Source organism: Methylobacter sp. Wu8 (assembly GCF_036440755.1).
GTDB classification, from domain to species: Bacteria; Pseudomonadota; Gammaproteobacteria; order Methylococcales; family Methylomonadaceae; genus Methylobacter_A; species Methylobacter_A tundripaludum_A.
The window spans coordinates 66736-82363 of record NZ_JAZGVT010000072.1 but is presented as its reverse complement, the minus strand read 5'-3'; the positions used below and the strand labels follow the sequence as shown (position 1 = coordinate 82363).

Sequence of the window (15628 nt, the reverse complement as noted above, 5' to 3'; positions counted from 1 at the left end):
CCGGCAAGCGTCCTTAAAACTCCAGTTCCAGATTAGCTTCGCAAAAATTAAACTTGGCCTCTTCGGATTCCGAGCCGTCGGCATAAGCCGCTTTGACATACTGATCGCATCCCTCGTTATTGGTGCTTGAATCCCAAACCAGCGTCATGTTCTCGCCCGCTGCGATACCCTTTCCAATATCGAAATAACCCCACTCTTTCTTATCCTCGGACACCAGCAGCTTGGTAATCTTGACCTTGGTCTTGTTGGTCACTTTAAACGAATACTCCGATTCCGCGGCAGCCGCATTATTAAGAATTGCTCCCGCGGACAACAACATGACCATCGACGTAGCGGCAAGTTTGTGAATCTTCATATATTTTCTCTTTAGGTTAGCCCGTAACGGCATGCTACGGATGCCTGATTTTATAGGCCGGTAAAAAACCGTGTCAATGCGTAGTTCTCGGCTGACAAATGGATGAACAATGCTTTCCCGAACGCCGGCTAAAACCAACCCATAAACAGCTTTCAAAATTAGCCGATTTATGACAATGACTTCAAATAGTTCGAATCCTGCTGCTATCTTTTGCTAAAAAGAGAATATCTGGACAAAACCCCATAAATTGGGCAAAATTAGCCGTTAACAATGCTTTTTAACCCTGACTGACTTGCAAATTGATGGCGACTATTACCGTTTTAAATGGGCCGAATTTAAACCTGTTGGGCATACGCGAACCCGGTCTTTACGGAAATCAAACTCTCGCCGACATTAAGCATAGACTCGAACAAAAAGCCGGCGAACTCAATCATCAGCTTAACTTCCATCAAAACAACGCAGAGCACCAGATTGTAGAACTGATACATGAGGCTTACCATGCCCATGTCGATTTCATCATTATTAACCCGGCAGCATTCACCCATACCAGCGTCGCCATTCGCGATGCGCTGCTGGCAACCAAGATCCCATTTATAGAGGTTCATTTATCAAACGTTCACGCACGTGAATCTTTTAGACAACACTCCTATTTCTCGGATATAGCCAAAGGCGTTATCTGCGGATTAGGCGCAACAGGATACGAACTGGCCTTACTGGCCGCTCATCAGATATTAGCCGAGAGACACTAAAAACCATGGATATTAGAAAAATAAAAAAACTCATCGAAATTATCGAAGAATCCGACATTGCCGAACTGGAAATCAAAGAAGGCGAAGAATCCATTCGCATTAACCGTTATTCGGCCGCTCCCGCTACTGTCGCTTATACGCCCGCACCTGCCCCCGCGGCAACCGTAGCCGCACCCGTTGCCGCCGCGCCGGCGGAAGAAAAAATTACCGGCCATGTCGTTAAATCGCCGATGGTCGGCACCTTTTACCGCTCCGCTTCGCCGGGCACCAAGGTTTTCGTCGAAGTCGGCCAATCCGTCCAGGTCGGCGATACCTTGTGCATCATTGAGGCGATGAAGATCCTTAATCAGATTGAGGCGGATAAGAGCGGCACCATTACTAAAGTCCTGGTTGAAAACGCCGAACCTGTCGAATATGGCCAACCATTATTCATCATTGAATAACACCAGGGACGGAAAACTCATGTTCGATAAAATCGTTATCGCCAATCGCGGCGAAATAGCACTGCGCATTTTGCGCGCCTGCCGGGAACTGGGCGTCAAGGTTGTCGCCGTGCATTCCGAGGCGGATCGGGACCTGAAACATGTCCGCTTGGCCGATGAGTCCGTTTGCATCGGCCCTGCCGCATCGGCTGACAGCTATTTGAATATTCCGGCCATTATCAGCGCCGCTGAAGTGACCGATGCCGAAGCCATTCATCCCGGCTACGGATTTTTGTCTGAAAACGCCGATTTTTCCGAAAAGGTAAAGCAAAGCGGCTTTGTGTTTATCGGCCCGAATGCAGAAACTATCCGCATGATGGGCGACAAGATTTCCGCCAAGAATGCGATGCTGGCGGCCGGGATTCCCTGCGTTCCCGGCAACAACGACCCGCTGTCGGACGACAACAAAAAGAACCTGAAGCTGGCTCAGGAAATCGGCTATCCGGTTATCATCAAGGCTGCCGGCGGCGGCGGCGGCCGGGGCATGCGCACCGTGCATACCGAAGCGGCGTTACTCAATGCTATCGCAATGACCAAGGCCGAGGCGGGTACTGCGTTCGGCAATCCCACGGTGTACATGGAAAAATTCCTGGAAGATCCAAGGCACATCGAGTTTCAAGTCATGGCCGATTCACACGGCAACGCGATCCATTTGGGCGAGCGCGACTGCTCGATGCAACGCCGCCATCAAAAAGTGGTTGAAGAAGCACCGGCGCCCGGCATCACCGACGCACAACGCAAGGCCATCGGCGAGCGTTGCGCCAAAGCCTGTGTCGATATCGGCTATCTGGGCGCAGGCACGTTCGAGTTTTTGTATGAAAAAGGCGAGTTCTATTTCATTGAAATGAACACCCGCGTGCAGGTTGAACACCCTGTCACCGAAATGGTGACAGGCTTTGACATCGTCAAGGAACAACTGCGCATTGCTGCGGGCGAGCGGCTGTCTATTACCCAAGATCAGGTCAAAATCCAGGGCCATGCGATTGAGTGCCGGTTAAATGCAGAAGATCCTAAGACCTTCATGCCATGCCCCGGTACGATAGACCAGTTCCATATGCCCGGCGGTCCCGGCATCCGTTGCGAGACTCACATCTACAACGGCTATAAAGTGCCGCCTTATTATGACTCGATGATCGGCAAACTGATTGCCCACGGAGAAGACCGCAAGAGCGCGATCGCCCGGATGAACACCGCGTTAAGCGAAATCATCATCGACGGCATTAAGACCAATATCCCACTACAGCACGACATCATGATGGACAGCGCCTTTGCAGCCGGTGGACAAAACATCCATTACCTGGAAAAAAAGCTGGGGATTTATTAAAGATTTAAAAATCCACCACGAAGACACGAAGTTTTATGTTTATTCTTCGTGTCTTCGTGGTTAATAACTACCCTGCCCCTACCTAAAACGACCCTCATCATGGCCTGGCACCAAATTTCCGTTATCACCGATGAAGACCTTGCGCCGCGCCTTGCCGACTTTTTCGACAAGCTGGGCGCCGTGTCGGTCACCTATATGGACGCCGAAGACGAGCCGGTTTACGAACCCGCTATCGGCGAGACCAAAATATGGAGCAATACCGAAGTCATTGCGCTTTATGAACTGGACGCCGAACCCGAGCTGATCAAGACGATGGTCTACGCCCAGTTTAAGCCGGACCAGCTGCACAACTGGAAGCATGAAGAAATTGCCGATCAGGAGTGGGAACGCGCCTGGATGGAATACTACCAGCCGATGAAATTCGCCGATAAGCTCTGGGTCTGCCCGACCGACCAGGAACAATATGAACCCGGCACGGTTTGCCTGACTCTCGATCCGGGGCTCGCTTTCGGCACCGGCACTCATCCGACCACCGCTTTATGTCTGGAATGGCTGGCCGGCCACGACTTGACCGGCAAAACCGTCATCGATTACGGCTGCGGTTCCGGCATACTGGCCGTTGCGGCGATTTTGTTAGGCGCTAAGGAAGCTCACGCGGTGGACATTGACCCGCAGGCAATCACCGCAACACAAAGCAACGCGCTAAAGAACAAGGTGCAGGACAAAATCGCCTGCTATCTGCCCGAACAGTTCACACCGTTTCAGGCCGACATCGTGCTGGCCAATATACTGGCGAAGCCATTGATCGACATGTCCGAGCAGATTTGCAATCTGGTTGCTCCGGGCGGACAACTGGTTTTATCCGGCATCTTGCATGAACAGGCCGAATCGGTGATGAACGCTTACCGGCAATACATAATGCTCAACGCGCCGGTACAACAGGAAGACTGGATCAGGCTTGACGGCATCAGGTGTTGATTTAACCATAAAAAAGCATCACCACGAAGATCACGAAGTTTTTTTCTTCGTGATCTTCGTGTCTTCGTGGTGAATTAAAGGCCTTTCGCTTATTCCGCGTTTAACCGAGAATGTCGGGTTACGCTATCGCTAACCCAACCTACAAACCAAGTCGGCGGTTACACATTTAAACTCATTGATTAACATGGCTCATCCAGAAATTTATTTAAAAAAGAACGAAGACAAACGTCTGCGCAAAGGCCATCTATGGGTTTTCAGCAACGAAGTCGACACCAAGCGCTCGCCGCTTGAACAGTTCAACGCGGGCGATCTGGTGCAAGTGAAAAGCGACGACGGCAAGGCGCTGGGCACCGCCTACATCAACCCGCAAGCCCTGATCTGCGCCAGGCTTCTGTCCAGAAAACCCAACCTGAAATGCGGCGCCAACTTCTTTAAAGAACGCCTGACGACCGCGCTGGCGCTACGGGAAAAACTGTTCGACAAACCTTACTACCGCCTGGTTTTCGGCGAAAGCGACGGTTTGCCCGGTCTGGTCATCGACCGTTTCGGCCCGGTATTGTCGGTGCAGATAACCACCGCAGGCATAGAACAACGCAAGGAATCCCTGTTTGCCGCCCTTCACGAATTGCTGAGTCCCGAGGCCATTATCCTGAAAAACGATAACGGCCAGCGGCAACTGGAAGGTCTAAGCCTGGAATCCGAGCTGGCCTACGGCAAGCTCCCCGACCCGCTGATCATTGAAGAAAACGGCGCAAAATTTAAAATCGACATCCTGGAAGGACAAAAAACCGGCTGGTTTTACGATCACCGCAACAGCCGAGCCCAGTTAGCGGGTATTGCAAAAAACCAGCGAGTGCTCGATTTATTTTCCTATACCGGGGCATGGGGCATCCCTGCCGCCATAGGCGGAGCCTCCGAGGTCACTTGTGTTGACGCATCGGAAGGCGCGTTGACGCTGGCTTTAGAAAACGCCAAGCTCAATCAGGTTCAGGATAAAATGCACTTTGTGCGTAACGATGTGTTCGAATTCCTGAAGCAAGCCCGCCTGGACAACCGGCTCTATGATATTATCGTACTGGATCCACCGGCTTTAATTAAACGCAAAAAAGACTTCAAACAAGGCTATGAAGCTTATCGCCGTCTGAATCATCTGGCTCTACAGGTCCTGTCCAAGGACGGCATACTGGTCTCGGCATCCTGCTCACATCACCTGAGCCGCGAAAACCTGCATGAGATTTTACGTTCGTCAGGACGGCACATCGACCGTCATCTGGTGTTCTTTGCGGGCGGAGGACAAGGCCCCGACCACCCGATCGACCCGGCCGCTCCCGAGACCGAATATTTGAAAACTTTTTTTTGTTCTGTCGCTTCAAGCTTGTAAAATGTAAGGTCTTTTTATGCTCAATGGAAAAGATAAGGAACCCTGCGTTCTTTGCGGACAACCAGTTGAAATTAGCGGATTTTCTCTGACCACGAGCGACGGTACGCAGAAATTTTGCTGCGCCGGTTGTCTAAGTATCTACCAACTACTCTATCAAGACGATACAAAATCAACCATAACACCTATAACAACTAAAAAATGAGGGTATATAAACAATGAAAGCTTGCGATTCCTGTTCCGGCCGCGTTGACATCGGCAAAAACCATCAAAAAGTACCGGTAGTGCAAAGGGCCATCGGCATGGTCTTGGTTTACCTGCCCATAGCAACCCTTCCGTTTGTGTTTGCCAGCGCCTATATGACTTACTGGCATTTGCTGATGATTGGCGCTAAAAATCTCAAGACTTACTCGGATTTCCTGCCTGACCGGGCCAGCCATCGCTATACCTTAAAAAACCAGATCACGATGAAAGGCTCGTTCAAAGCCAGCACATCCCAGTCGAAACTGTTCTGGATACTGAACTGTACATGGTACTGCCCTTACAGCGTCGCCCTGTTTGAATGGCACGCTTATATGGTCAAGATCGTTGAGAACTGGTGGTGTCCGTTCGGCCACGACAAAAAAGAAGGCTACGACAACGCCAAGATCGACAAGTCTTTCTGGCATATCTATCCTGAAGACATTGTCAAACTGGAACCGGAAGACCGCGACAACCCAATCTGGAATGAGGAAACAGACAAGTGATTTAGACGAAGGGCAAAAGGCGAAGGACGAAAAAACTCTCCGTTACGCCTTTAGCCCTTCGCCCTTCGCCTTCCCCATGCAAATCGGTTCTTACCAACTTAAAAACAACCTGATTCTGGCGCCGATGGCCGGTATCACCGACCGCCCGTTCAGGGAATTGTGCGTACAGTTCGGCGCAGGATTGGCCGTGTCTGAAATGGTCGCGTCCAATCCCGCTTTAACCCGGCATAAAACAACGCTGCTAAAGACAGATCATAACGGCGACACCGGCATACGCTCGGTACAGATTCTGGGCACCGACCCTCGGCTTATGGCCGATGCGGCAAAACTCAACGCCCAACGGGGCGCCCAAGTCATCGATATTAATATGGGTTGTCCGGCCAAAAAAGTGTGCTCGGTCGCCGCAGGTTCTGCGCTGTTGCGGGATGAAGCGCTGGTCAAGCGGATATTGGATGCCGTCGTTAACGCGGTCGATATTCCGGTCACCTTAAAAATCCGCACCGGCTGGGATATGCGCAGCCGTAATGCGGTTGAAATAGCCCAAATAGCCGAAAATGCGGGCATTGCCGCGTTGACAGTTCACGGCCGGACGCGCGCCTGCAAATTTGAAGGCCGGGCCGAACATGAAACCGTTAAAAAAGTGAAACAATCCGTCAGCATCCCGGTTATCGCCAACGGCGATATTGATAGCCCCGAACAGGCCCGATTCGTGCTTGATTCGACCGGTGCCGACGCGATTATGATCGGCCGGGCCGCTCAGGGAAATCCGTGGCTGTTTAGCCAAATAAGTCACTTTATCAACCACGGTAAACATATTGAAAAACCTACAGTTACAGACATACACGGCACACTGATGAGCCATCTGGACAAACTATATGGCTTCTACGGCAATGCAAGCGGTGTTAGAATAGCCCGAAAACATATCGCTTGGTATTTTAAACATCTTGGCTCCGTGGCTCAGGATGCGCAAAGCAATATCAATCAGGCGCAATGTCCGTCGCACCAAATAGCGCTGATTAATTCGGCCTTTAATCTTTTAACCACCGACCGTGCTGCATAATATGAACGCATCCCAAAAAAGTGCTGAAGTCATTAACATAGACAGCAAAAAAAACCCGGCCATTCCCTTATCCGCGCATGTCAAACAAACCGTGGAGCAATATTTTTTGCACCTGAACGGTCATGATGCGGTGGACCTGCATGCAATGGTCATCGGCGAAGTCGAAAAACCATTATTGCAGGCGACGCTGGAACATTCGGGCTATAACCAAACCAAAGCCGCCAAGGCGCTGGGCCTGAGCCGCAGCACCTTACGCAAAAAACTGGAGTATTACGGCCTGTCCTAATGCCCAAGCAAGGTTGGTTTTCGGCGCGCCGCTACGCTGGGCCTGCAACCATGCACCCGCAACCTTCTTCTCAAACCACCTCTTTCATTCCGAGATCTGCATGAACATAAAAGTCACTCGCGCGCTGGTCAGCGTATCCGATAAATCCGGTATCGTGGATTTTTGCCGGGAACTGAACCACCTGGGCATTGAAATCCTGTCTACCGGCGGCACCGCCAAAACGCTGGCTGAACATAATATTCCTGCGACCGAGGTTTCCGATTACACCGGTTTCCCGGAAATGATGGACGGCCGGGTTAAAACCCTGCACCCCAAAGTCCACGGCGGCATTTTGGCGCGCCGGGGCATCGACGATGCCGTAATGGCCGAAAACGGCATTAATGCGATCGATATGGTCGTGGTCAACCTGTACCCCTTCGAGCAAACCATCGCCAACCCCGACTGCGACTTGGACACGGCCATTGAAAACATCGACATCGGCGGCCCGACCATGATCCGCGCCGCCGCAAAAAATCATGCCGATGTCGCGGTGATCGTCGATCCGGCCGATTACGCATCGGTTATTGCCGAACTGAAAAGCAGCAATGGGCTTTCGCATCAAACCCGCTTCAATCTGGCGCTAAAAAGCTTCGAACACACGGCGCGTTACGACACCGCGATTTCGGCTTACCTGGGCAATATTAACGGCGTCCAGTTCCCCGAAACGCTGAACTTGCAGTTTTACCGCAACCAGACCATGCGTTACGGCGAAAACCCGCACCAAAACGCCGCGTTCTACCGTGAGAAAACGCCGGCTAACGGCACGATTGCCGCGTCCAAACAACTGCAAGGCAAGGAACTGTCCTATAACAATATCGCCGACGCCGACGCGGCGCTGGAATGCGTCAAATCGTTTGACGATAAGCCCACCTGCGTGATCGTCAAGCACGCCAATCCCTGCGGCGTAGCCCAGGCAGGCAACCTGCTCGACGCTTACGACAAGGCTTATGCAACCGACCCGACCTCGGCATTCGGGGGCATTATCGCGTTTAACCGGGAACTGGACGAAGCAACCGCCGCTGAAATCGTCAAGCGCCAGTTTGTCGAAGTGATTATTGCGCCGTCGATCAGCGCAGCCGCGCAAACCGTGTTGGCCGAGAAACAAAATGTCCGCGTATTGGAATGCGGCGCCTGGAACAGTGATAACCAACCATCCCTTGATTTCAAACGCGTTGCCGGAGGCCTGCTGGTTCAGGACAAGGACATCGGCGAAATCAGCGTCGCCGACCACTTCGACAAGCTCAGGGCAGGCCTAAAAGTAGTCAGCAAACGCGCCCCGACCGAGCAGGAGATGGCCGATTTATTGTTTGCCTGGAAAGTCGCCAAATTCGTCAAATCCAACGCGATTGTGTACTGCAAGAACGGCCAGACTATCGGTGTCGGCGCAGGACAAATGAGCCGGGTCTATTCGGCCAAAATCGCCGGTATCAAAGCCGCCGATGCGGGCTTGAATGTTCCGGGTTCGGCAATGGCTTCCGACGCCTTTTTCCCGTTCAGGGACGGCATCGATTCGGCCGCCGAAGCGGGCATCACCGCAGTCATCCAGCCCGGCGGCTCAATGCGCGATAATGAAGTCATAGCCGCAGCCGACGAGCATAATATCGCGATGGTCTTTACCGGCATGCGTCATTTCAGGCATTAATTTTAGACGAAGGGCAAAGGGCGAAAGGCAAAAAAGCCTCCCCCTTAGCCCTTAGCCCTTAGCCCTTAGCCTTTTAATTATGAAAATCCTCATCGTCGGCAGCGGCGGCCGTGAACACGCCCTCGCCTGGAAAGCCAAGCAATCATCCAAAGTCGAAAAAGTGTTTGTCGCGCCCGGAAATGCCGGTACCGCGCTGGAACCCTCTGTTGAAAATGTCGCCATTGCCGTCAACGATATTGACGCACTGCTGGCCTTCGCACAGAAAGAAGCGATCGGCCTGACCATCATCGGCCCCGAAGTGCCTCTGGTTTTGGGCATCGTTGACCGTTTCCAGCAAGCGGGTCTCAAATGCTTTGGCCCGACCGCGAAAGCCGCGCAACTGGAAGGCTCGAAGACTTTCTGCAAAGACTTCATGATCCGCCACAACATTCCGACCGCCGCTTTCAAATCCTTTACCGACCAGCAGCAAGCCATCGCTTACATCAAGCAACAAGGCGCGCCGATTGTGGTCAAAGCCGACGGCTTGGCGGCAGGCAAAGGCGTTATCGTCGCCCAAACCGAACAGGAAGCCATCGCAGCCGTTGAGGACATGCTATCCGGCAATGTGTTCGGCGAAGCGGGCAACCGCGTCGTCGTCGAAGAATTCCTGACCGGCGAAGAAGCCAGCTTTATCGTGATTGCCGACGGCAAGCACGCGTTGCCTATGGCGACGTCCCAGGATCACAAGGCCCGCGACAACGGCGACAAAGGCCCCAACACCGGCGGCATGGGCGCGTATTCCCCCGCACCGGTCGTCACCCCTGAAATACACCAGCGGGTCATGCGCGAAGTCATCGAGCCGACCTTAAAAGGCATGGCCGAAGACGGACTGCCTTACACCGGCTTTCTGTACGCAGGCTTGATGATCAGCGCCGACGGCTCCGTTAAAGTATTGGAATACAACTGCCGCTTCGGCGACCCTGAAACCCAGCCGATCATGATGCGCCTGAAAAGCGATCTGGTAGAGCTTTGCGAAGCCGCGCTGGCCGGAAATCTCGACAAAACCGACAGCGACTGGGACGAACGCGCCGCATTAGGCGTGGTTTTGGCAGCGGGCGGCTATCCCGACGCCTCCCGAAGCGGCGATGTCATTTCCGGCTTGCCTACCGATGAACACGAAGACCGCAAAGTGTTTCATGCAGCCACCAAACAAGTCGGCAACGACTTGGTTACGGCTGGCGGCAGGGTATTATGCGCTTGCGCTTTAGGGCGTGATATTAAGGAAGCCCAAAGCAAAGCCTACGCGTTGGCTAACAGCATCCACTGGGATAATGTCTATTACCGCACCGATATTGGCTTTAAGGCTATAAAATCCTCGTAGGGTACGCACAGCGCACCCTACATGACTGCCCGTAATCGGCCCACAGCGGATGGTGTTCTGATGCAAAATTTATTTTGGTAGCGTTGCTGATAACCGGCTTTGACCGGCTTACCGAGCAAAATTCGGTTGATTAGCGGGTCAGGCATCAATGTGCCGTTTGATTCGCTATTCGCGTTGTGCTTTCGACTTTCAGTTTTTCTAGCGCGTCGCACGTATTACTGATACTGCTTGAAGTCGGTATTTGTCGGTTTGGTGCTATGGATGAGAGATAAATCTGGCGCACCTCAGCCGAAACGGCCGGATGCATTATGGCCTGATCAAAAAATTCAAAACCAAATGGTGGAATTGAGAATTCCGACTGATCAATCAATGGCTCTATGATTCTCAGTAGTTCTACCGATAGATCGAATGTAAATTCGGAACAGATCAAGCCGATATCCAAAGTGGGTGCGCGTACAATCTGAGCATTACCCTTGTCATCTATTCTATATATGTCGCAGGGAACGTAATAGATATATGTCGCAGGGAACGTAATAGCGACCGTCAGACCAAAGTGTGATAATTGAATTTCCATCATGGGTAATTGCGTTTCGAGCCTGCTTGATGAAATCGATGTGCCTAATATGCGCCAAACCTCCCCAACTTACTGAGTTGTCTGTCAATACTGGAAGAATATCTTTGAGTGTCTGAGCTAGGGCTGTGAAAGCGGAAAACTGGTAGTTCAACAGTTGTCCTTGTCCATCAATTTGCCCCTCCTTTGACTCAAACCGCTGTCTAGACTGTTCGCATATATTCGAGATCTGCTCCAGAAAATAACTCAGCTCACCAACTTTGTTGGTCAAATGAAGTGCGAACTGTGATTTTCTGGTAGTTAAAGTTGTCGTCATTTTGTTCATGCCTAAAATATAGTTATAAAACGCGAGGCCTGTAGACCGAAATAAGCCGGTTCGAGCGACAGCAAGAACTGACGTTTCCGGCGCACCACCGAACCCGTAAGACGGTTTCGCGCTAGCAAACCGTCATAAACGGAGAAAAATTAAGGAAAGAGTTGTTTCAGCAATTCGTCACGCGTAAGCTTAAAATGCGACTCGATGTCGCTGCCAATGTACCAATTTTCAAAGGATTGTGAGCAGGAATGGTTATGTGATGCTCGCCGTTTTCAAAGGTTGTCAGCCCTGTAGGCCGGAATAAGCCTGTTTGAACGATAGTAAAAACAGGTGTTTCCGGCACTCACCGCGAGAATCTGCCGGAAACGCCACCTCGCGCTAACGCTTGGGTGGTCTTATTCCGGCCTACATGACTACAATTTCCTCGATAAATGTTTCCGCTCTCGCCGGGTTATCCAAGGCTATATATTCGGCGATGTTAAGCAAGCCTTCATTAGCGGTTGCAGTGAATACGACTTTATGGGCTTTCATTCAAAATTAATTAGCGACTAATCTAGCTCTTAATTTTGTCTTCAACTCGTTTATATGGTCTTGGTTGCATTCAGTTACACGTCCCGCTTCGGCATCGGCGATTCCTGAAAGAATTCCAGCATGGATGTCTTTTTTAAAGGCCTCGCTTACTTGAATCAACGCTTCAACATCATGCATTGAAAAAAAGATCCCGATAGGGCGGTCTTTTTCAGTAATCATTACCGGCTCTCTTTGTGCCGAATCCAAAAAACTGCCGAATGCATTTTTTGCTTCTTTAGCCGAGATGGTTTTCATGTTCATAGTTCCAATGGATAAGAATTACATGGCAGCCATTATAGCCATTTTTAAAAAACAAGCCGACTTTAGGATGCGTTAAACGTAGTGGAGCGCATCCTTTCTGCCCCCCCACCAACGAAAAAACAAAAAGCATTTGGCTTAACGGGCATAAGCAACTTGCAATACCACGTTTCGGGTGTTATCGCTCCAGCTCAGCTCATGGATGTCGAACTCGTTTGCACGCTGGCTGTCGTCGCCGTCCTCTAATTTAACGCCCAGTTTGCTGAGCTTAAAATGACTTTTATCGATACTTAACAGCTTGGCGGGAACTTCGAGATGCCCTAGCAACGTATCCAGGTAAACATCCGGGTTGGCCAAGCTCTTTACTCTCGCCTCGTAAGATTCGCCGCCGGGCTTGAAAGGGTTGTCGGTTGCCATGTGAGACATCATCTCACGTTTAATATCTTCCACCACGCGGCCGAACAGATACTCTTTGAGTGCGGTGCTTAGCTCTGCACTCTCGGCGCAAGGCGTATGGATTTTGTGCGAAGAAAAATTGACCACTTCCTGAGGCACTTCGCGGATCAGCATGTCTCCCTGTACGCCCATGCCCAGTGTGCGTTTTTCGCTCTTGTCGGCCGTTAACAGTGCATACAGCACCGGAACTTCAGTTTTACAATGGGATCGTAAATAGACAGCCACATCGTGATCGTTTGTAAACAGCTTTTCGATGTCATTGTTATTGACGAACAGGGCGTTGACGAGTGGATCCATCTCAAAGGCATCCAGGTTCAAGTCGATGGGTGGAGGAATCTGATCGGCGACTTGGAGTACATGTCTGTACAGCGCCCGTACATGCCCCCTTAGCTTGTCGGAATAATCGCTTACGGCCCGCATCTTGCTGTTTGAGGCATCAACGAAACTTTCGACGATCTGCCTGTCCTCCTTCATCTGTAACTCCGTGTCGTGACTATGGCTGGTCAGATTACTGACGAGCTGATGCAGATGCTGTAATTGGTCGTCGAAAAATGCCCTAAGAGTAGAGGCTTCGTGCGATCGTCTATCGTCGTTCATGACCGGTTTCCCCTATAGGTCTAAGGTGGAAGGTTTAATATCATATTGGCCGATTCCACACGAGCCAATTGCGATTTTAATCAAGCCGCCCTGATTGCCCGGAACGTCAGATTGATCCGCGGCGTTTTCAATTTTTTGGTTTTCGGCACTGAATGCATCCAGTGGTGCTGCAAGGTTCCGGCCATCACCAGCAAATCGCCGTGACCTAAAACTATATCCAGTTTGTCTTTGGTTTTTTTATGATGCAGCCTGAATAAGCGCTCATCGCCCAGGCTCAATGACGCAATCACCGGGTTTGGCCCCAATTCTTTTTCATCGTCGGCATGGCAGCCCATCGAGTCGTTACTGTCACGGTACAAATTGGCCAGTACGCTGTTAAAGCTGCATTGGCATTGTTGTTCCACTTTCTCCCTGATTGCCTGCAACACCGGCGTCCACGGCACCGGCCGATGATTAACTCCCGAGTAACGGTACCAGGCGTCACTATCGCCGTACCAGCACATCAGCCGGGGTACCTTAACCCAGCGACCGTAAATAAAAATAGCCTCTTCCTGCCAGGCCAGCTCGGCTTGCAACTGCGCAAACAGCCGGTCGGACTCCGGCAGGCTGTAAAACTGTTTGATCAGATAAAGCTCGCCGTCAAACGGGACCAGATTGGGAGCCATTTACCGTGCGGCAAAAAACCGTTTCATCACCCTGATCATGTAATCATGATCCAGCACCCCGGCGCTTTCCCTGATGCTATGCATCGCCCACATCGGGCTGCCGACATCGATTGAGCGTATGCCCAGTTTTGCGGACGTAATCGGCCCGATGGTGCTGCCGCAAGGCATATCGCAGCGGTGCGAATATTTCTGGTACGGCGCTCCGGCCTGTTCGCACCAGTCGGCGAACATCGCCGCCGAGACGCTTTCCGAGCTGTAATTGTGGTTGGCGTTTACTTTAATCACCGGGCCTTTGTTGACGGCAACTTTATGTCCGGGATCGTAGGCATTGGGAAAATTGGGCTGATAGGCATGCGCCATGTCCGCGCTGATTAGGAAACTTTTCGCCAGCGCCCTGGCATAATCCTCGCTGCCGGTTGCGGTCGAAAGCGCTATGCGCTGGAGCACATCGGGTAGGAAGCTGCCGTCCGCGCCTTTGTTGCTTTGGCTACCGATTTCTTCATGGTCGAACAACGCGCATACCCGCGTGGCATCCGACTGTAAAGCGGCCGGATCAAGCAGCGCCTGTAACGCCGCATGGCATGAAGCCAGATTATCCAGCTGGCTGTCGGCATAAAACTCGCTGTCCTTACCCCAGAACACGCCTTTTTGCGTGTCGTACACGGCCAAATCCCAGGACAAGATACGCTCTGCGGCTACGCCTGATTGCTGTTGCAGCAGCGCAGAAAAATAAGCTTTCGGCAGTTGTTCCTCGGTCAATACCGACAAGATCAACGGCAATTCGGTCTGCTTTTGCAGCTTTAGGCCGTCTTCATTAACCGTCCTGTTCATGTGTATTGCCAGATTGGGCAAGCGCAGCAGCGGCTGATCGAATTTGACCAGCTTACCGGTTATCCGGCCTTGATCGTCTTTATAAGCGATACGTCCGGCAAGGCTCAAATCCCTGTCGGCAAAGGTCGCCAGTATCGGGCCTCCATAAACCTCGACGCCCAGCCTTACCAAGCCGTCCGAGCTGCTGGCCGCATTCGGCTTTATTCTCAATCCGGGGGAGTCGGTATGTGCGCCGACAATTTTAAACCCGGTTTCAGTCAGCGGTTTTTGGCCCTGCACAAACAGAATGATGGACGAATCGTCGCGCACCACGTAATAACGCCCGCCCGGCTGCAATGTCCATTTGGCCGTTTCGTCGAGGCGCTGCCACGGCGGCGTTTGCGCCGCAAGCTGGGCCTCGATGGTTTTAACCACATGCCAGGGGCTGGGGCTGGCGTCGATAAAATCGAGTAAGTTTTGAACCTGCTGCCTTGCGCTCATGATCTTTCTTTCAAGTCTAATGCCGCGGAATTGATGCAGTAACGCAGCCCTGTCGGTTGCGGGCCGTCCTCAAAAACATGGCCTAAATGCGCATCGCAGGATTTGCAAACCACTTCAACCCGGCGCATGCCGTGGCTGGAGTCGGCATGTTCCGCCACGCTGTGCTCGGACAATACATCCCAAAAACTCGGCCAGCCTGAGCCTGAATCGTATTTAGTCGTCGAATCGAACAACGGATTGCCGCAGCAAATGCAGTGGTAAACGCCGTCTTTTTTGCAATCGGCGTATTTGCCGGTAAAAGGCGGCTCGGTGGCCTTCAGGCGGCAAATATTAAATTGCTCGGGCGTTAACTTTTGTTGCCACTGCCCATTTTCGTCGTGTTCTTTATCCGTCATATTTTTACACCCGTAACAACCATTTATAATGATGCTTATTGTACGCGTTCAAGACGGCATAGCCAAAAGGACAGCCGGTCACGCCGATAT

19 protein-coding genes are annotated in these 15628 nt (G+C 51.7%); 11 read left to right on the top strand and 8 right to left on the bottom strand.

The features are described 5' to 3' along the window. Positions 1 to 13: 13 nt before the first annotated feature. Positions 14 to 355: a hypothetical protein gene (locus V3O24_RS15255; RefSeq protein ID WP_331307881.1), complete on the bottom strand. Its 342-nt coding sequence runs from the start codon at positions 353 to 355 to the stop codon at positions 14 to 16. Positions 356 to 657: 302 nt separating this feature from the next. On the opposite strand from V3O24_RS15255, the gene aroQ reads away from it, so the two are divergent. From aroQ to purD, 11 genes are all read left to right on the top strand, one after another. Further along, complete coding sequence (gene aroQ / locus V3O24_RS15250; protein ID WP_104422917.1) at positions 658 to 1104, top strand: type II 3-dehydroquinate dehydratase; 447 nt, start codon at positions 658 to 660, stop codon at positions 1102 to 1104. A 5-nt stretch (positions 1105 to 1109) separates the two neighbouring features. Beyond that, the gene (gene accB, locus V3O24_RS15245; protein WP_331307880.1) at positions 1110 to 1547 is read left to right on the top strand and encodes an acetyl-CoA carboxylase biotin carboxyl carrier protein; all 438 of its coding nucleotides are present in this window, start codon (positions 1110 to 1112) and stop codon (positions 1545 to 1547) included. Positions 1548 to 1566: 19 nt separating this feature from the next. Continuing rightward, on the top strand, positions 1567 to 2910 hold the full coding sequence (gene accC / locus V3O24_RS15240) for an acetyl-CoA carboxylase biotin carboxylase subunit (RefSeq protein WP_331307879.1): 1344 nt from the start codon (positions 1567 to 1569) through the stop codon (positions 2908 to 2910). A 99-nt stretch (positions 2911 to 3009) separates the two neighbouring features. Continuing rightward, complete coding sequence (gene prmA, locus V3O24_RS15235; protein WP_331307878.1) at positions 3010 to 3888, top strand: 50S ribosomal protein L11 methyltransferase; 879 nt, start codon at positions 3010 to 3012, stop codon at positions 3886 to 3888. A gap of 184 nt (positions 3889 to 4072) precedes the next feature. Further along, a complete protein-coding gene (locus V3O24_RS15230) occupies positions 4073 to 5269 on the top strand; it encodes a class I SAM-dependent rRNA methyltransferase (protein ID WP_331307877.1) in 1197 nt (398 codons plus the stop codon). Between the two features lie 16 nt (positions 5270 to 5285). Then, on the top strand, positions 5286 to 5471 hold the full coding sequence (locus V3O24_RS15225; protein ID WP_331307876.1) for a heavy metal translocating P-type ATPase metal-binding domain-containing protein: 186 nt from the start codon (positions 5286 to 5288) through the stop codon (positions 5469 to 5471). Between the two features lie 13 nt (positions 5472 to 5484). Further along, positions 5485 to 6012 carry a hypothetical protein gene (locus tag V3O24_RS15220; protein WP_331307875.1) on the top strand — a complete coding sequence of 176 codons (528 nt, stop codon included), beginning with the start codon at positions 5485 to 5487 and terminating at the stop codon, positions 6010 to 6012. Positions 6013 to 6088: 76 nt separating this feature from the next. Beyond that, the gene (dusB, locus tag V3O24_RS15215; RefSeq protein WP_331307874.1) at positions 6089 to 7072 is read left to right on the top strand and encodes a tRNA dihydrouridine synthase DusB; all 984 of its coding nucleotides are present in this window, start codon (positions 6089 to 6091) and stop codon (positions 7070 to 7072) included. A gap of 1 nt (position 7073) precedes the next feature. Beyond that, positions 7074 to 7358 carry a helix-turn-helix domain-containing protein gene (locus V3O24_RS15210; protein WP_104422924.1) on the top strand — a complete coding sequence of 95 codons (285 nt, stop codon included), beginning with the start codon at positions 7074 to 7076 and terminating at the stop codon, positions 7356 to 7358. 100 nt (positions 7359 to 7458) lie between these two features. Then, a complete protein-coding gene (gene purH, locus V3O24_RS15205; RefSeq protein ID WP_331307873.1) occupies positions 7459 to 9039 on the top strand; it encodes a bifunctional phosphoribosylaminoimidazolecarboxamide formyltransferase/IMP cyclohydrolase in 1581 nt (526 codons plus the stop codon). 79 nt (positions 9040 to 9118) lie between these two features. Further along, positions 9119 to 10399, top strand: coding sequence for a phosphoribosylamine--glycine ligase (gene purD, locus V3O24_RS15200; RefSeq protein WP_331307872.1), 1281 nt, complete (start codon positions 9119 to 9121; stop codon positions 10397 to 10399). 145 nt (positions 10400 to 10544) lie between these two features. Here purD and V3O24_RS15195 read toward each other — a convergent pair whose 3' ends face one another. From V3O24_RS15195 to msrB, 7 genes are all read right to left on the bottom strand, one after another. Next, on the bottom strand, positions 10545 to 10976 hold the full coding sequence (locus V3O24_RS15195; RefSeq protein ID WP_331307871.1) for a hypothetical protein: 432 nt from the start codon (positions 10974 to 10976) through the stop codon (positions 10545 to 10547). Between the two features lie 715 nt (positions 10977 to 11691). Next, positions 11692 to 11817: a type II toxin-antitoxin system RelE/ParE family toxin gene (locus V3O24_RS15190; RefSeq protein WP_331307870.1), complete on the bottom strand. Its 126-nt coding sequence runs from the start codon at positions 11815 to 11817 to the stop codon at positions 11692 to 11694. A gap of 6 nt (positions 11818 to 11823) precedes the next feature. Next, positions 11824 to 12111, bottom strand: a complete 288-nt coding sequence (locus V3O24_RS15185) for a type II toxin-antitoxin system Phd/YefM family antitoxin (protein ID WP_331307869.1) — start codon at positions 12109 to 12111, stop codon at positions 11824 to 11826. 141 nt (positions 12112 to 12252) lie between these two features. Further along, entirely contained in the window at positions 12253 to 13167 is a 915-nt protein-coding gene (locus V3O24_RS15180) for a hypothetical protein (protein ID WP_331307868.1), read from the bottom strand. Between the two features lie 80 nt (positions 13168 to 13247). Further along, positions 13248 to 13832: an alpha-ketoglutarate-dependent dioxygenase AlkB gene (locus V3O24_RS15175; protein WP_331307867.1), complete on the bottom strand. Its 585-nt coding sequence runs from the start codon at positions 13830 to 13832 to the stop codon at positions 13248 to 13250. Beyond that, positions 13833 to 15143 carry a M18 family aminopeptidase gene (locus tag V3O24_RS15170; RefSeq protein WP_331307866.1) on the bottom strand — a complete coding sequence of 437 codons (1311 nt, stop codon included), beginning with the start codon at positions 15141 to 15143 and terminating at the stop codon, positions 13833 to 13835. Then, positions 15140 to 15538 carry a peptide-methionine (R)-S-oxide reductase MsrB gene (msrB, locus tag V3O24_RS15165; RefSeq protein WP_331307864.1) on the bottom strand — a complete coding sequence of 133 codons (399 nt, stop codon included), beginning with the start codon at positions 15536 to 15538 and terminating at the stop codon, positions 15140 to 15142. Before msrB ends, V3O24_RS15170 begins: the two co-directional genes overlap by 4 nt. Positions 15539 to 15628 lie beyond the last annotated feature (90 nt).

Coding starts and splice junctions, on each gene's coding strand:
- V3O24_RS15210 (WP_104422924.1), top strand. CDS start 7,074: ATGAACGCATCCCAAAAAAGTGCTGAAGTCATTAACATAGACAGCAAA.
- V3O24_RS15225 (WP_331307876.1), top strand. CDS start 5,286: ATGCTCAATGGAAAAGATAAGGAACCCTGCGTTCTTTGCGGACAACCA.
- V3O24_RS15170 (WP_331307866.1), bottom strand. CDS start 15,143: ATGAGCGCAAGGCAGCAGGTTCAAAACTTACTCGATTTTATCGACGCC.
- V3O24_RS15180 (WP_331307868.1), bottom strand. CDS start 13,167: ATGAACGACGATAGACGATCGCACGAAGCCTCTACTCTTAGGGCATTT.
- purD (WP_331307872.1), top strand. CDS start 9,119: ATGAAAATCCTCATCGTCGGCAGCGGCGGCCGTGAACACGCCCTCGCC.
- V3O24_RS15185 (WP_331307869.1), bottom strand. CDS start 12,111: ATGAAAACCATCTCGGCTAAAGAAGCAAAAAATGCATTCGGCAGTTTT.
- V3O24_RS15220 (WP_331307875.1), top strand. CDS start 5,485: ATGAAAGCTTGCGATTCCTGTTCCGGCCGCGTTGACATCGGCAAAAAC.
- aroQ (WP_104422917.1), top strand. CDS start 658: ATGGCGACTATTACCGTTTTAAATGGGCCGAATTTAAACCTGTTGGGC.
- dusB (WP_331307874.1), top strand. CDS start 6,089: ATGCAAATCGGTTCTTACCAACTTAAAAACAACCTGATTCTGGCGCCG.
- V3O24_RS15230 (WP_331307877.1), top strand. CDS start 4,073: ATGGCTCATCCAGAAATTTATTTAAAAAAGAACGAAGACAAACGTCTG.
- V3O24_RS15190 (WP_331307870.1), bottom strand. CDS start 11,817: ATGAAAGCCCATAAAGTCGTATTCACTGCAACCGCTAATGAAGGCTTG.
- prmA (WP_331307878.1), top strand. CDS start 3,010: ATGGCCTGGCACCAAATTTCCGTTATCACCGATGAAGACCTTGCGCCG.
- accB (WP_331307880.1), top strand. CDS start 1,110: ATGGATATTAGAAAAATAAAAAAACTCATCGAAATTATCGAAGAATCC.
- V3O24_RS15255 (WP_331307881.1), bottom strand. CDS start 355: ATGAAGATTCACAAACTTGCCGCTACGTCGATGGTCATGTTGTTGTCC.
- purH (WP_331307873.1), top strand. CDS start 7,459: ATGAACATAAAAGTCACTCGCGCGCTGGTCAGCGTATCCGATAAATCC.
- V3O24_RS15195 (WP_331307871.1), bottom strand. CDS start 10,976: ATGATGGAAATTCAATTATCACACTTTGGTCTGACGGTCGCTATTACG.
- msrB (WP_331307864.1), bottom strand. CDS start 15,538: ATGACGGATAAAGAACACGACGAAAATGGGCAGTGGCAACAAAAGTTA.
- V3O24_RS15175 (WP_331307867.1), bottom strand. CDS start 13,832: ATGGCTCCCAATCTGGTCCCGTTTGACGGCGAGCTTTATCTGATCAAA.
- accC (WP_331307879.1), top strand. CDS start 1,567: ATGTTCGATAAAATCGTTATCGCCAATCGCGGCGAAATAGCACTGCGC.